The sequence below is a fragment of the Limisphaera sp. 4302-co genome (genome assembly GCF_049537155.1).
Taxonomy (GTDB): Bacteria; Verrucomicrobiota; Verrucomicrobiia; order Limisphaerales; family Limisphaeraceae; genus Limisphaera.
In genome coordinates, this window is record NZ_JBMVQZ010000010.1 from 66,549 (window position 1) to 80,013 (window position 13,465).

Sequence of the window (13,465 nt, forward strand, 5' to 3'; positions counted from 1 at the left end):
GTCCGTCCCCCTTCAGCCGTTGCCTACCACAAGCCACCCCGCTGCAACGGGCCGTAGACCGAACCCGTGAGCACCGGCGAAACCGTCTCCAACACCAGCCCGGGCCACAACCCCAGCAGGATCACCCCGGCCAACAACACGATCGCGCCGATCCGCTCCGCACAGGTCATCGGGGGCAGGCTCTCGCGCGGCGCGCGAGGCTCCTCCCCGGCGGGGGCCACCCCGAAGAACGCACGCTGCATGGCGCGCCAGATGTAGGCGGCGCCAAGCAACACGCCCACTCCGGTCACCACCGCCAGGATCGGTCGGCTCTGCCAGGCCCCCAACAACACGTGCACCTCGGCCATGAAACCGCTGAATCCGGGCATGCCGGCCGATGCCGCGCCCGCCAGCACAAAGGTCCCGGCGGCGAACGGCAGCGCCCGGCCCAGGCCCATCGGTTCCAGCTCGGACAGATCCCTCGTATGCGTCCGGTCGTAAATCATCCGCCCCACCACCGCGAACAACAGGCCGGCAATCAACCCATGGGAAACCATCTGCAACACGGCACCCTGCCATCCCGGCACCGTGATGGTCATCAACCCCAGGAGCACAAAGCCCATGTGACTCACGCTGGAGTAACCGATGACAAACTTGAAATCCCGCTGTGCCAGCGCGACCAACGCGCCCCAGACGATCCCCACCACCGACAGCAGGGCGAACAGCTCCGGCCACGAGCCCAGTCCGCACCATTCCACCCGCCAGGGACGCAATCCCTCCGGAAACAACGGCATCGCCACCCTCAGGCACCCGTACGCACCGAGCTTCATCACCACGCCCGCCAGCAACATGGACGCCGCCGTGGGAGCGGCCACGTGACCCGTCGGCGCCCAGGTATGCCACGGCCACAAACCGGCCAGGATGGCAAACCCGGTGAACATCACGGGGAAGGCCCACATTTGAAAGCCGCGCGGCAATGCGGCGCCGACCAGGTCCGACCAGGCGAACGATTGTGCCCCGGCCATCACGTAGGCCGCCAACAACGCCACAAGCACCATGGCACTGCCCACGAACGAGTACAGGACCAGCTTCATGGCGCCGTACTCGCGCCGGGTCGAACCCCAGATGGCAATCAGGAAGTACTTCGGGACGATTGCCAGCTCGTAAAACACGAAGAACAAAAAAAGATCGAAGCTCAGAAACACCCCGTAAACCGCCCCCACCAACCACAGGAACAACGCAAAGAACTCGCGGACCCGGTGCTCGATGTTCCAGGAGAACAACACCCCGGCCACGGCGGCGACACCGGTCAGCAGCGCCAGAGCCGCGCTCAGACCGTCTGCTGCCAGATGGTAACGGATGCCCAACTCCGGCACCCAGGCCGCATTCACCAAGGTCTGCCCGGCGCCCCCGGTCCGGCTGATCTCCCACCAACCCAGCCCGGCCAGCACCGCGCCCGCGAGGGCCGTCCCCAGAGCAACCCAGCGCACCGGCGCCGTTGCCCGACCCGGCCAGAGTCCCACGACCAGGGCACCCAAAAACGAAACGTAGATTGTCCAGTCCAGCATCTTTCGGTTCCCGCAGACGAACCCTTCCCGCAGCCACCACCAAACCGGTCGCGTCCGACTTTACCGGGCCGCCGTCTCCGGGACAATCGTGTTCCTGCCGCGCGCGCCACTTCACGGTTGCGGTGCCGGTCCCGCCCTCTACCTTGACCGCATGCTGACCATCGGTGACCTGTTCGATCTGAGCCAGACCGATCACGCCGTCCTGTTCGAAGACGTCGAACATCCCTGGGAGCCACTGCGCAAACTGGCCGCGTACATCGAGGCCACCGTCCGACCGGAACTGAAAAACCGCTGTGACGGCGTGGCCTACATCGGCGACAAGGTGTTCATCGGCGAGGGCACGGTGGTCGAGGACGGCGTGATGATCAAAGGCCCGGCCATCATCGGCCGGAACTGCCGGATCCGTCACAACGCCTACATCCGCGAACACGTGCTGGTGGGAGACAACTGCTTGGTGGGCAACGCCTGCGAGATCAAGAACAGCATCCTCTTCAACGGCGCCCAGGTGCCGCACTTCAATTACGTGGGCGATTCCATCCTCGGGCACCGCGTCCACCTGGGCGCCGGGGTCATCCTCTCCAACTTCCGGTCCCTGCCCGGCAGCATCACCGTGGAATGGAACGGCCGGCGCCTGGACACGGGTCTGCGCAAACTCGGGGCATTGCTCGGCGATTACGCCGAAATCGGCTGCCAGGCGGTCCTCAATCCCGGCAGCATCATCGGCCGGCGGGCGGTCGTTTATCCCGGCGTCAACTGGCGGGGCTACCTGCCGGCCGACCGGATTGCGAAGAACCGCGCGGCCGTGGAGATCGTGGAGCGGCGGCCCGAATCGGCCTGAGAGGGGCGCGAACGTCCGCGCCCCCGGGCTCATCCGCGTGCCGCGGGGGGCCGGATCCGGTTCATGAGGGGCCTCGGATGCCCGTGTCCGACTCCCCGCCGACCGCCTCACCCGGTCCCGGTCGGACCGGCCCGTCGTCCCACATCACTTCGAACACCGGAACCGGTTCCCGAATCCCGCGCAGGACCACCGGCTCCAGTGGCCGGCATCGTTCGGCCAGCTCCGGCGCAAACCGCAGCAGATGCTCGTGCGTGGTCCGCGTGATCAGAATCCGGCTCCGCCCTGAAATGTTCTCCAACCGGCTGGCCAGGTTCACGTCCCGCCCGAACACGGTGTAGTTCAGCAGGTGCCGGTCCGACCCCATCAATCCGACGGTCACCATGCCCGTGTGAATCCCGGTGCCCAGATAAAGCAGCGGTTGCAAGGGCAGCGGGGGCAGCCCTTCGGAACGGCGTTGCTCGTTCTCGCGCGCGCGCATCCGATTGAAGGTCGCCCGGCGCTCGTTGAGCGACCGCACCGCCCGTTGGGCCTCGATCGCCGCGCGGACACACGCCGCCGCGTGATCGGCCCGAGCCGTCGGCGCTCCCCAGAAAGCCATCACGCAATCGCCAATGTACTTGTCGAGCGTGCCGTCGTGACGCTTGATCACCTCCGCCACGCACGCCAGGTACTCGTTGACCGTGCTCAACGTCGCCCGCGCGTAGGCGTCGTGACAGGCCTCGGCCTGCGGCCCCGACCAACCATGGCGCCGGACCAGGTCCTCCGCCTCCTCGTGCACGCGGTCGGTCAGCTCGGTAAACCCGCGAATGTCCGCAAAAAAGACCGTCACTTCCCGCCGCTGCCCGCCCAGAGAAAGCGAAGGTGCCTGCAAAAGTTCCTGGACCACGTTCGGAGAGACGATCCGGCTGAACACGGATCGGATCCGGCGCCGTTCGCGTTGTTCGAAAAGGACCTGCCAGGCCATCAGGGCCGCATGAGTCAAGCCCAGTCCTCCCACCAGGGGCATCACCATGGGAATCCAGAGCCGGTGCCGGTCATACAGCCAAACCGCTCCGGCCGCATACGCCAGGCCCGTCAGCACCAGCCCGACGAACAACCACGGCGGTCGCACCTTCAACGTCAGGGCCGCCGCGGCCGTTCCCAGCAGCAGCAGACAGGCCACCTGTCCCCACGGACCGCTCCGGCGGACGAAACGGCCGGTGAGGATCGAGTTCGCCACGTTCCAGTGTTTGCTCAACAGGAACGTTTCCCGTGCCAGCGGGGTCGCCCCCAGGTCGGTCAGATCATTGCCGGTGGCGGTGGAACCGATCACCACCAGGCGATCCTTCCAGATCGGGGGTGCATCCACCGGCCGGCCGGCTTCCCGTTGCAGGTCCTCGGCCAGCAACTCGACGAAGTTTCGCGCCACCAAAGCCGGGTGATTCGGAAGAATCGTCCAGTCAATGTAGAAAAAGCCGTCACGATCCACGGGGATCGTCCGTTCCACACCCGGGCCGCGCAGGACAATCCGCCCGTGCTCCAGGTCCACCTCCGCCTGGTCCAGATCCAACCCCAGTGCCCGGGCGGCCAAAACGATCCCCATGTGCCAGACACGCCGTTCCTCGAAAGGTCGCGCACGTTCGGGCCATCCCGGCGGCGTGGTGTCGCCCACCAGATCGCGCACGGCAAATCGTCCCTGCTGATCCAACTCGATCGGCGGCAGGTCCGTCCCATCCGGGAGGGTCAGCAGGATCCGATCCCGCTCCACCCGGGCCCGCTGCAGGTCCACCCCGTATTCATCCGCCGCCTTTTGGAACAACGGATGCCACAGCCGGTAGACCGTGAAGGCGCGCACCCTTCGCAACACACCGTCCATGTCCTTGTGCGCGGAGATGTCCGCCACCGCCGCCGCATTCGTGGCCAGGAGGTCGAACGGCATCACGCCCCGGTCCGCCGCCAGAATACCGATGCCCGTCCGATGCAACTGCCAGGCGAAAAAGGCGTCCGAGTCCGCCAGGGCCATCGTCCGCGTCCCGTCCCGGAAGATGGAGGGTTGCAGGTTTTTCGACAGGCGCGACCAAAACTCGGCGTCGGCCGACACCTCTGCCGCGGGCAGACTCACCGGCGCGTGGTCCTCCCGCGGCTCGGCAAACAGGATGTCGAACGCCACCGCCCGCGCCCCCTGCGCGTGCAATTCCCGCAGCACCCGGCCGTACACGTGGCGCGGCCAGTAGAGTCCGTACCGGAATCGCGCGTCGAGAGCGCCGGTCTTGAGCAGCCGGATGCTCTCGTCGTTGATGTCCACGAACCCCAGGTTCGTCGCCGCCACCGGATGCCGCGCCGCCGCCAGGCGTACCCGCCAGTCGTAGGTGATTGCCTCGACCCGCTCGGCCGGCCCCCACGAAAGGAGCATGGGCAGCGCACACAGCCCCGACACCAGGACTGTCAGCGCCAACGGCACCCCATGTCTGCGCGCGAACGCCACGGGCTCCAAGCGCGAAGGCCAGGGCAACGCCCGTTGCCCTGGCCCTCGGTGGAGAGGCTTTGACTCAGCCACGAAAACTGTCAGACGCCGCCGCCGCTACCCGAACCGCTGCCGGCCGGAGCCGCGGTGCCCGTGGTGGGCGAAACGTAGATCGTGGTCTGATCCTGCGTGTAGACCGTCGGAGGCGCCATCTCGCCGGTGCCCACGGTCTGCATGGCCGAGGCCATTTCCTGCGTCAGCGAATCCGGCAAGGGCGTCAACTGACCGGTGCGGACATCGTACTGATAGCCGGCGTTGATGACCTGGGTGATCACCCGGCCGTCCTGTCCCACAACGGACAGAACCACCGTGCCGACCAGCACGCTGACCACGCCCTGCGCGTTGATGTGGTAAACGGTCCCGCGGATACCGGCCACGCCGTTGGGAATCTTCACCTCATAACGCGAGGCGGCGCTCATGCGTTTGACCTTGCCGAAGATCGCACCGGCGCGCAGGTCCAGCATCGTCTCGCGAACCTCGTCAATCCCGGTGGTCGTGGAGGTCAACCGGTCAATCGCCAGCGTGGTGTCCGAATACAGCCGAACCGTGTCGGGACCGGTGATCGGCTGGAAGATCACCTCAGCCGGCGGCAGGACGGTGAGATTCTCCGTCACCTGCGGGGCAAGCCGGATGGTGTCCTCGGGACCAAGCACCAGGTCCACCATGGAGTTGGCGGCGGTCTGGATCACCGTCCCGGCCGGGAGGGCCTGGCCCACCCGGAGGGTCTTCCAGGTGGTGCCGTCAGTCGAGTAACGCGCGGCGCCCTTGATGCGCGTGACCTTGGCAGTGAGGTTCTTGGTCTCGGCCAGGGCGGCGGAGCAGAAGGCCAAAACCGTTGCGGCGACGAGGAAACCTTTCAACCACGTGGCTGTCGTTTTCATAAGCTCTCCAAGCAGTGCTGCTGGTCGTCTGTCAGTCGCGGCCAGTTTAGGCCTAAAGGACCGGATGTCAACAGGATATTTTGCCGTTGGAAGAGGAAAAACTCCGGGCGCATGGGTCCCCGCAACGGGGCCCGGCCGGTGCCGATCGGTCAACCCCGGTCGTTCCCGGTCCGGGTGAAGTAGTTCCGCTGCCGGTCGGTAATGGGCCGTCCGAGCCGCTCCAACACCTTCAACATGTCCTCCCAAACCTTGCGCTTTTCCGCCAGGGACTGGTTCCGCAGCAGGTAAGCCGGATGATAGGTGGGCATGACCGGGATCCCCTCCCACTCCTGCCACTGGCCGCGCAGGCGGGTGATTCCGACCGGCGGTTTGCCGAGCAACCCTTCCACCGCAGTGGCGCCCAGGGCCACGATCACCTTCGGCCGGATCAAAAGAAGCTGCTCGCGCAGGTAGGGAAAGCACGTCGCCATCTCCGTGGGTGTGGGTTTGCGGTTGCCACTGGTCCGACCGGGTGTATCCGGCCGGCACTTGAGGATGTTGGCGATGTACACCTGATCGCGGGTGAACCCCATGGCATGGATGATCCTGGTGAGCAATTGGCCCGCCGGCCCCACGAAGGGTTCACCCTGCTCGTCTTCTTCCACTCCCGGCGCCTCGCCCACGAACACCAGTTCCGCCTCCGGCGTCCCGACGCCGAAGACCACGTTTTTCCGCGACGCAACCAGGTGCGGGCAACGAGTGCACTGGAGAACGCGGCGTCGCAGCTCCTCGAACGCATCCAGGCGCGCCTGCCGATCGAGCACCGGGCGGGAATCGCCGGCGAACAATCCGGGGAGCGCCGCTGCTCCAGTTGCCGGGGTCGAACCCGGCGGGCCATCCGCCGGGGCACCCGCCCCACGCGCGGCATCGGATGCCGGAACCTGTTGGATGCGGTCCGCAGGGGCGGCAGGCGCCCCAGAGGGACGGTCCCGCGGCGCCAGCGGGGGCCGTTCGGCCTGCCCGGTTTCCGGGGCGGTAATGCCCGCCGGCCGTTTGGGGACGGATGCATGCCGGCGCCCGGCGCCGCTGTTCGAAGTCGTCATCCGACCCAGCCCTTTCAACGCCGCCAGCCCGTCCGCCGAGATGGCCACGAACCGCACGCCCAGCGACCGCCGGTATTCCAGTTCACCGATCAACGCGTCCAGCAACGGTCTCCATCCGCTGTGCATAACCGGCACCATGCTACCGTGGCGGGGCGCCGGCCCGCACTTCAAATTCCGGACCTCCCAGCTTCGAACTCCTGCCATCCTGCCACCGGTCGAATCCGGTCCTATCGGTGTGGTTTACTTGCGCCGGGGGCGTTCTTGAACCACTGATTCCTGCAATCTTGAGGTCGGATGCAGGTAGTGCCCCGGATCGAGGGCACCCAGCCGCGCATGAACAAGGAAACAGGTTCTGCAAGCCGGGCGGAGCAGGTCTCGGGCCGGCAGGAGCCCGCGGTGGCCGCACCGTTCAGCGAGCGGGGGTTCTGGCGACCGCTGGGCAATGGATGGCAACGGCTCTTCGGCAGTTTCCGCGGGGAGGGTTACAGCCTGGAATGGCACGATTTCGAGGCGGACCACGAGCTGGACTGGGGAGCCAGTTTCCACCCTGACAGCGTGGAGATCTGCCTCAATCTGGCCGGCGAAGGCTTTGTCCGACACGGCACCCGGCGGCTGGATTTCGAGGCAGACACGGTGGCCTTTTACCACCGGGGAAACGCACCCTTGGAAGCGCGGCGGGCAGCCGGGCAGCGGCACCGGTTTCTCACTGTGGAACTGTCGCCGTGGTTCCTCAAGAGCCACCTGGCCGGTGCGGAAAGCGTGCTCCATCCGATGGTGCAGGCCGTGATGAACGGCCGGCCCGTGGAAGATCCGCTGGGGGTTCGAACGCGTCTGTCAGCCGTTCAGCGGCAGATGATCGAAACCTTGCGCCGGCCGCCGGTCTATGCCGCCGCCCAGGACGTGTGGTATCGCTGCAAGGTCGTGGAACTGGCGGTCGTGTTTTTCCTGCAACCGGCCGGAGAAGCGGAGCTGTTTTGCACCCGGCAGCAGCGCCTGGCCGCGCAACGTGTGGAACGGGTCATCGCCCTGCTCAAGCAGGACCTGGCCCATCCGCTCTCGTTGGAGGAGCTCGGCAAAAAGGTCGGTTGCAGCCCCTATTATCTCAGCCGCATTTTTTCCGCCCACACCGGGATGACCATCCCGCAGTACCTGCGCGAGCTGCGCCTGCAACGGGCCGCGGAACTGCTGCGGTCCGGCCGCTACAACGTGACGGAAGTGGCACTGGAGGTGGGCTACAACAGCCTGAGCCATTTCAGCCAGGCGTTCCACGAAAGGTTCGGATGCTGCCCGGGTTTGTACCCCATCCAAACACCCGTCCAGTCCACGGCCCGGCAGGCGCGCGCGGAGAGATCCCTTCCGCCGGGGCCGGGACCGTGATGGCGCCCCCGCTTGGAGCCACACCCGCGGGGGCACCACCGCCGCCGCACGAGCCCAAGCGACCTCCTTCAGCCCGCCTGTCCGGTCTCGGCCGGCGGCAGGTCGGGCAATTTGTTCAAAATCGGTTCCAAGGCCGCGGCCCACTTGGCGTAGCCCGCGGCATTCGGATGCAGCAGGTCCGGAAACTCCTCCTTGCGCGCGTTGCCATCGGCGTCGGCATACGGCGTCCATGTATCACACCGGTAACACTGCGGGCATTCGCGCACGATCTGATCCACCAATTCGTTCAAGCGCCGGATCTTGTCGGCCGGTCGTTGACGGCTGGCATGGCTGGGCATCACCTTGCAGACCACGATGGGCATCCGGGGACGGGCCTTCCGGCACCGTTCCAGGAGCGTGCGGATGTTGGCCGCCACGTCCTCGGGGTCGGCGCCCAAACCGATGTCGTTGGTCCCGATCAACAGCACCAGCGCGGCCGGTTCGAGATCGAGCACATCCTCCTGCAGCCGGTACAGCAAGCCGCGGGTGGTGTCGCCGCTGATGCCCCGGTTGGCAACTTTCCAACGCGGAAAACACCGGGCCAGGTCGGTCCACATCTGGGTGATGGAATCGCCCAGGAAAACGATCGCGCCGCGGTCTGCCTCGCGACCCGCGCGGAATTCCGCCCGACGCTGCGCCCAGACCTTCTCGAACCAATCGCCCTTTTGGACCGGTCCCCTGCCCGGCAACATCTCCGCGGTGGGAGCCCGATCCACACCCGGTCGCGGGGTCTGGGCCTCCTGCGCACGGGGGGCCGATGAACTCGCCAGAAACCACAGGGCCAGGCCGGTTTGTACCCATCGTTTCATATGCCTCACCTGTTTGCGTTGGTTTGAGAGCTCCTTTTCCGGGCCGTTTCCCGCCCTGATCCCAACCGGGAATGCCGCTCCCGGCACCTGCGTTCAATCCGACCCGGTCTCCTCGTGCGGATGGGCGCGGGGCACATCATCCGGGCTGACGCTCGTGCCGGCGGGCTCTTCCCGAAATCGCACCTCCACAATCAGGTCCTCCGCCAGCTGCTCGATCCGCCGCCGCAGATCCTCCATGCCGCATGCCCGCGGCACGGAAACCTGAAACCGCGCCTGGAAAATCGGCTCACCGGACATGGCGGCGCTCCGGCACTCCGTTTCCAATTCCTCCACGTTCACACCGGCCTGCGCCAGTGCATGGGCGATCTCGCGCACGATTCCGGGCCGGTCCTGTCCCACCACCTCCAAAATGGCCGGCTGCCCGGTCTGCGCATCCTCCCCGACCTCGTCCCGGTGCACCACGACGCTGAGCCCCTCCCGACCGAGCTCCGCCAGTGCGCGTTCGAGCCCGGCCCGGCGGTCCTCGGGCACGGCCACCCGCAAGATCCCGGCGAACTGCCCGCCCAACCGGGCCATGCGGCTCTCCAGCCAATTGCCGTCATGGGACCGCACCACCTCGGCCACCCGATCCACCAGACCAGGGCGGTCCCGACCCAGCACCGTCATCACCAACAGGGCACGCACGCGGCCACTGGTAGGCTGATTTGCCGCTTCTGACAAGGCGACAGTCGTGCCCCGCCCGCCCCCGGCAGGGAAAACCGCACAGCCGGCCGCAGACGCCCCGCCGGTTCTCAGATGCCCAGGTTGGCCAGGATTTGGCTGATGTGATTGACCGTCTGAACCAGACGCGGATGCGATCCTTCGAAGGATTGCACCGCGGCTTTGAGGCCCTGCAGTGACAGACCCACCAGCTTCGGATCGCGAGTCTTGCGCGTGGCTTCGTACGCCGACATTTGCGCAAACCCCGCAATGCTGCCCGCCGCCTCCTGGTGCGTCCGTGCCAGGCCGTGGACCTCCTGCTTCAACGTCCGGAGCAAATCCAGCAGCTCCCGCCTCCGGTCCTCGTCGAGTCCCTCAGCCCGACTGAGCCGCTCCTCGATCCTGCGCAACGTTTCCTCGATCATGACTCGTTCACCCGCCCTCCCTGTGGCCTTGTGCCCGGCCGCCCGCCAGCCCGGGGGAGCATCCGCCTGCGTGCACCGGCCGGCCGGACCGATCGCTCAAACCTCCGAACCCTCGGGCCCGGCAGCCCGACTCACCAGCAGGCCCAATGAGGCAGTGTAACCATGGATGTGATTCATGGAACCCACCGGACCGATCTCGCCATTGCAGAACAGGCCGGTCAGACCGATCGGGCCCAGTTCCTCCTGAACCATGCGGGCATCGTGATCGGAGACACCGAAGAGCCCTCGTCCCCGCCCGTTGCAGACACAGAGGCATCCCCCATAGACGCGCCGGCCCGCCAACCGCTCGCGCAGGCACTCCAACCGCTCGCGCAGCTCCATGTCCGCCGCGGCGGCGTCGCGGCACTGAAACTGCACGGTCTGTCCCGCACGCGGCAGCGCACCAACCGCCAGCACACCCGAGTTCGGGTCCACCCCCAAAAGATTGCGCACCAGGAAATCACCCCGCCGGAATTCGTCGCGGTACTCGTCGGCCGCCAGTCCGATGAACAGGTTGCCGCCGAGCCGTTCCTGCTGTTCCACAGGCAGGTTCTCCACCGTGGAAAGCAACACCTCGTAGGCGGGTCGGTTGCCGATCTGGTGGATCAGGTTTTGTTCCACCCGGGTCAACGTCCACGTCTCCCCGATGGGCGTGCAACCCTGCGCCACGGCCGCCATCAGCTCCACCTGGCCACTCAACGAGACCAACACGCCCCCCTCGTGCATCACCTGCTGGTTCAGGAACAACAGCGTGTTGTCGTGGCGAAAATCTGCGCCGGCCAAACCTCCCACGACGGAAACGCCGGGATAGGCCGCATTCCAGCTTTTGAGCCAGCCGTCCACGTCCATCGTGAGCGGATCCAGAAACGCCAGCCATCCCCGGCTCTGCTCCCGGCGCACACCGGTGTGTGCCTCCCACCAGGTCGGATCGGTCGCCGCCTCCAGATCGGTCTGTTTGACGTGGACGGCGTGCACCGCCCCTTCCGGCAGCGCGTACAGACCCAGCGTGAAGCCGCCGCGCCCCTCGAACTCCTGCGCACCCGCGATGACCGCGCTGGTGGTGCAGCCCACCAGCACCGGCACACGTGCGTGCAGTTGAAGGATCTCCAGCAAAGCCGCAGCCCGATCCGACCACGGCGGCGTGACAAACAACAACCCCAACGCCGCCGGTTTCCCCAGGCGGTGGCGCAATTCCTCGGCCCACTGGACGATCGCGGCTTCCTCCCAGCGGCCGCCCCACCAACCTGACACAGCATACGACCCACTCACGTCCGCAACTTACGACACAGCCATGGGGAAGCAAGCTCCCGCCCCGGCCGGGCTCCAACAGTGGGGCGGCCGCCCGCCACAGCCCGCCAACCGGCTCGACACACCCCGAATCCGTGCCTAGATTGCCCCACGATGCCGACCAACGGGTCCAATCTGGTCATCGCCGGTCGCACCTTCCGATCGCGCCTGATCCTGGGCACGGGCAAGTTTGCCTCGCCCGAGATCATGCGCGACGCACTGGAAGCCAGCGGCGCTGAAATGGTCACGGTGGCGTTGCGCCGGGCCGATCTCAGCGGCAGGCACGATCCCTTTGCCAACATCCTCGAGTTCATCGATCCCGAGCGCTACCTCATCCTGCCCAACACCAGCGGCGCCCTGAACGCCGAGGAAGCCGTCCGTCTGGCGCGCCTGGCGGCCGCAGCCGGCCTGCCCAAATGGGTCAAACTGGAAATCCATCCCGATCCGCGTTATCTCTTGCCCGACCCCGTCGAGACCCTCCGCGCCGCCGAGATCCTGGTCCGTGAAGGATTCGTGGTCCTGCCATACATCAACGCCGACCCTGTCCTGGCCAAACGGCTGCAGGAGATCGGCACCGCCACCGTCATGCCGTTGGGGTCGCCCATCGGTTCCAATCGCGGCCTCCAAACGCGCGATCAGATCCGCATCATCATCGAGCAGGCAACCGTGCCGGTCGTGGTCGACGCGGGCCTGGGCGCGCCCAGCCATGCCGCCGAGGCCATGGAAATGGGCGCCGACGCCGTGCTGGTCAACACGGCCATCGCCGTGGCCCCGGATCCCTGTGGCATGGCCCGGGCGTTCAAATTGGCCGTGGAAGCCGGGCGCATGGCCTACGAGATCGGCCTGGCCCCGGCCCAGTGGGAGGCCAGTCCCACCAGTCCGCTGACCGCCTTCCTCGGGTGAACCATGGACCGTACACCGCTGAGCCGCGAGCGTGTCCGTGCCCTGCTCCGAACCGCCCGGCAACGACGCATCCTGGTCGTGGGCGATGTCATGCTCGATCGTTTCATCTGGGGACATGTCTCCCGGATTTCGCCCGAGGCACCCGTCCCCGTGGTCGAGTTCGAACGCGAAAGTTTTATGCCCGGCGGCGCCGCCAACGTGGCACGCAATCTGGCCGCCCTCGGTTGCAGCGTCGAGTTGTTCGGCGTCGTGGGCACCGATGCCGAAGCCCGGCAGTTGCATGACCTGCTCCGCGACCATCACATCGGCTGCGACGGCCTGCTCCGCCTGCCCGGCCGTTGCACCAGCGTCAAAACCCGGATCGTCGCACAGAAACAACAGGTCGTCCGTCTCGACCGCGAAAGCAACGGACCGCTCCCTCCGCCCGCAGCCGGCCGGTTGCATCGGCGGCTCGCCCGCGCCGTGCCCGCGGCAGACGCCGTCATCGTGGCCGACTACGCCAAGGGCCTCATCACCAATGAACTGCTCCATCTCATCAAGCCCCTGTGCCGCCGGCACGCGGTCTGGTTGAGTCTCGACCCCAAGCCGGTGCATGGACTGGATCTGACCGGTCTTTCGCTGCTGACGCCCAACCGCCGCGAAGCCTTCGAGCTGGCCGGCCTGCGCGACACCCGGCACGCAAGCAATCCCTTGGAGGACGGCCCCCTCCAGGAGGCCGCAGCCCGCCTGATGGAACGGTTCCAACCGGCGCTTCTGCTGGTCACCTTGGGCGACCAGGGCATGCTCCTGTGCACCCGCGACGGGCGGCCCGTGCACATCCCCACCGTGGCTCGCGAGGTCTTCGACGTCTCCGGCGCCGGGGACACCGTCATCGCCGCCTTCACCCTGGCGATCGTCGCGGGCGCCAGCCCGGCCGAGGCCGCCGCCCTGGCCAACCACGCCGCCGGCATCGTCGTGGGCAAGTTCGGCACCGCCACCGCTTCGCCCGAGGAAATCCTCGCCAGTTTTCCACCAGCCTGAAAACCGCCCGCCGCCG

At 66.9% G+C, this 13,465-nt stretch carries 12 protein-coding genes; 4 read left to right on the forward strand and 8 right to left on the reverse strand.

Annotation, left to right across the window (positions count from 1 at the left end; translation table 11 throughout):
• Window positions 1–23: 23 nt before the first annotated feature.
• On the reverse strand, window positions 24–1,547 hold the full coding sequence (locus tag ACPDIX_RS10940) for a complex I subunit 4 family protein (RefSeq protein ID WP_423431832.1): 1,524 nt from the start codon (window positions 1,545–1,547) through the stop codon (window positions 24–26).
• Between the two features lie 151 nt (window positions 1,548–1,698).
• Here ACPDIX_RS10940 and ACPDIX_RS10945 point away from each other — a divergent pair, with 151 nt between their 5' ends.
• A complete protein-coding gene (locus ACPDIX_RS10945) occupies window positions 1,699–2,385 on the forward strand; it encodes a UDP-N-acetylglucosamine diphosphorylase (RefSeq protein ID WP_423431833.1) in 687 nt (228 codons plus the stop codon).
• Window positions 2,386–2,446: 61 nt separating this feature from the next.
• Here the strand turns inward: ACPDIX_RS10945 and ACPDIX_RS10950 are convergent, their stop codons facing one another.
• The 3 genes from ACPDIX_RS10950 to ACPDIX_RS10960 form a co-directional block, all read right to left on the reverse strand.
• On the reverse strand, window positions 2,447–4,819 hold the full coding sequence (locus ACPDIX_RS10950; protein ID WP_423431834.1) for a CHASE2 domain-containing protein: 2,373 nt from the start codon (window positions 4,817–4,819) through the stop codon (window positions 2,447–2,449).
• A 110-nt stretch (window positions 4,820–4,929) separates the two neighbouring features.
• Window positions 4,930–5,769, reverse strand: a complete 840-nt coding sequence (locus ACPDIX_RS10955) for a FecR domain-containing protein (protein WP_423431835.1) — start codon at window positions 5,767–5,769, stop codon at window positions 4,930–4,932.
• A gap of 149 nt (window positions 5,770–5,918) precedes the next feature.
• Window positions 5,919–6,977: a uracil-DNA glycosylase family protein gene (locus ACPDIX_RS10960; protein ID WP_423431836.1), complete on the reverse strand. Its 1,059-nt coding sequence runs from the start codon at window positions 6,975–6,977 to the stop codon at window positions 5,919–5,921.
• Window positions 6,978–7,184: 207 nt separating this feature from the next.
• Here ACPDIX_RS10960 and ACPDIX_RS10965 point away from each other — a divergent pair, with 207 nt between their 5' ends.
• Window positions 7,185–8,228, forward strand: a complete 1,044-nt coding sequence (locus ACPDIX_RS10965) for a helix-turn-helix transcriptional regulator (RefSeq protein WP_423431837.1) — start codon at window positions 7,185–7,187, stop codon at window positions 8,226–8,228.
• A gap of 68 nt (window positions 8,229–8,296) precedes the next feature.
• On the opposite strand, the gene ACPDIX_RS10970 is transcribed toward ACPDIX_RS10965, so the two are convergent.
• From ACPDIX_RS10970 to ACPDIX_RS10985, 4 genes are all read right to left on the reverse strand, one after another.
• The gene (locus ACPDIX_RS10970; protein ID WP_423431838.1) at window positions 8,297–9,076 is read right to left on the reverse strand and encodes a GDSL-type esterase/lipase family protein; all 780 of its coding nucleotides are present in this window, start codon (window positions 9,074–9,076) and stop codon (window positions 8,297–8,299) included.
• 93 nt (window positions 9,077–9,169) lie between these two features.
• The gene (locus ACPDIX_RS10975) at window positions 9,170–9,760 is read right to left on the reverse strand and encodes a glycine cleavage system protein R (RefSeq protein WP_423431839.1); all 591 of its coding nucleotides are present in this window, start codon (window positions 9,758–9,760) and stop codon (window positions 9,170–9,172) included.
• 107 nt (window positions 9,761–9,867) lie between these two features.
• Window positions 9,868–10,200, reverse strand: a complete 333-nt coding sequence (locus ACPDIX_RS10980) for a DUF4404 family protein (RefSeq protein ID WP_423431840.1) — start codon at window positions 10,198–10,200, stop codon at window positions 9,868–9,870.
• Window positions 10,201–10,296: 96 nt separating this feature from the next.
• Window positions 10,297–11,508, reverse strand: a complete 1,212-nt coding sequence (locus ACPDIX_RS10985; protein ID WP_423431841.1) for an FIST signal transduction protein — start codon at window positions 11,506–11,508, stop codon at window positions 10,297–10,299.
• A 132-nt stretch (window positions 11,509–11,640) separates the two neighbouring features.
• Between ACPDIX_RS10985 and ACPDIX_RS10990 the strand changes: the two genes are divergently transcribed.
• Together ACPDIX_RS10990 and rfaE1 are read left to right on the forward strand one after the other, a co-directional pair.
• Window positions 11,641–12,429, forward strand: coding sequence for a thiazole synthase (locus ACPDIX_RS10990; RefSeq protein WP_423431842.1), 789 nt, complete (start codon window positions 11,641–11,643; stop codon window positions 12,427–12,429).
• A 3-nt stretch (window positions 12,430–12,432) separates the two neighbouring features.
• Window positions 12,433–13,449 (forward strand): D-glycero-beta-D-manno-heptose-7-phosphate kinase, encoded by a 1,017-nt coding sequence (rfaE1, locus tag ACPDIX_RS10995; RefSeq protein WP_423431843.1) that lies wholly within the window; start codon window positions 12,433–12,435, stop codon window positions 13,447–13,449.
• Window positions 13,450–13,465: the final 16 nt, after the last annotated feature.

Coding starts and splice junctions, on each gene's coding strand:
- ACPDIX_RS10940 (WP_423431832.1), bottom strand. CDS start 1,547: ATGCTGGACTGGACAATCTACGTTTCGTTTTTGGGTGCCCTGGTCGTG.
- ACPDIX_RS10945 (WP_423431833.1), top strand. CDS start 1,699: ATGCTGACCATCGGTGACCTGTTCGATCTGAGCCAGACCGATCACGCC.
- ACPDIX_RS10955 (WP_423431835.1), bottom strand. CDS start 5,769: ATGAAAACGACAGCCACGTGGTTGAAAGGTTTCCTCGTCGCCGCAACG.
- ACPDIX_RS10960 (WP_423431836.1), bottom strand. CDS start 6,977: ATGCACAGCGGATGGAGACCGTTGCTGGACGCGTTGATCGGTGAACTG.
- ACPDIX_RS10965 (WP_423431837.1), top strand. CDS start 7,185: ATGAACAAGGAAACAGGTTCTGCAAGCCGGGCGGAGCAGGTCTCGGGC.
- ACPDIX_RS10970 (WP_423431838.1), bottom strand. CDS start 9,076: ATGAAACGATGGGTACAAACCGGCCTGGCCCTGTGGTTTCTGGCGAGT.
- ACPDIX_RS10980 (WP_423431840.1), bottom strand. CDS start 10,200: ATGATCGAGGAAACGTTGCGCAGGATCGAGGAGCGGCTCAGTCGGGCT.
- ACPDIX_RS10990 (WP_423431842.1), top strand. CDS start 11,641: ATGCCGACCAACGGGTCCAATCTGGTCATCGCCGGTCGCACCTTCCGA.
- rfaE1 (WP_423431843.1), top strand. CDS start 12,433: ATGGACCGTACACCGCTGAGCCGCGAGCGTGTCCGTGCCCTGCTCCGA.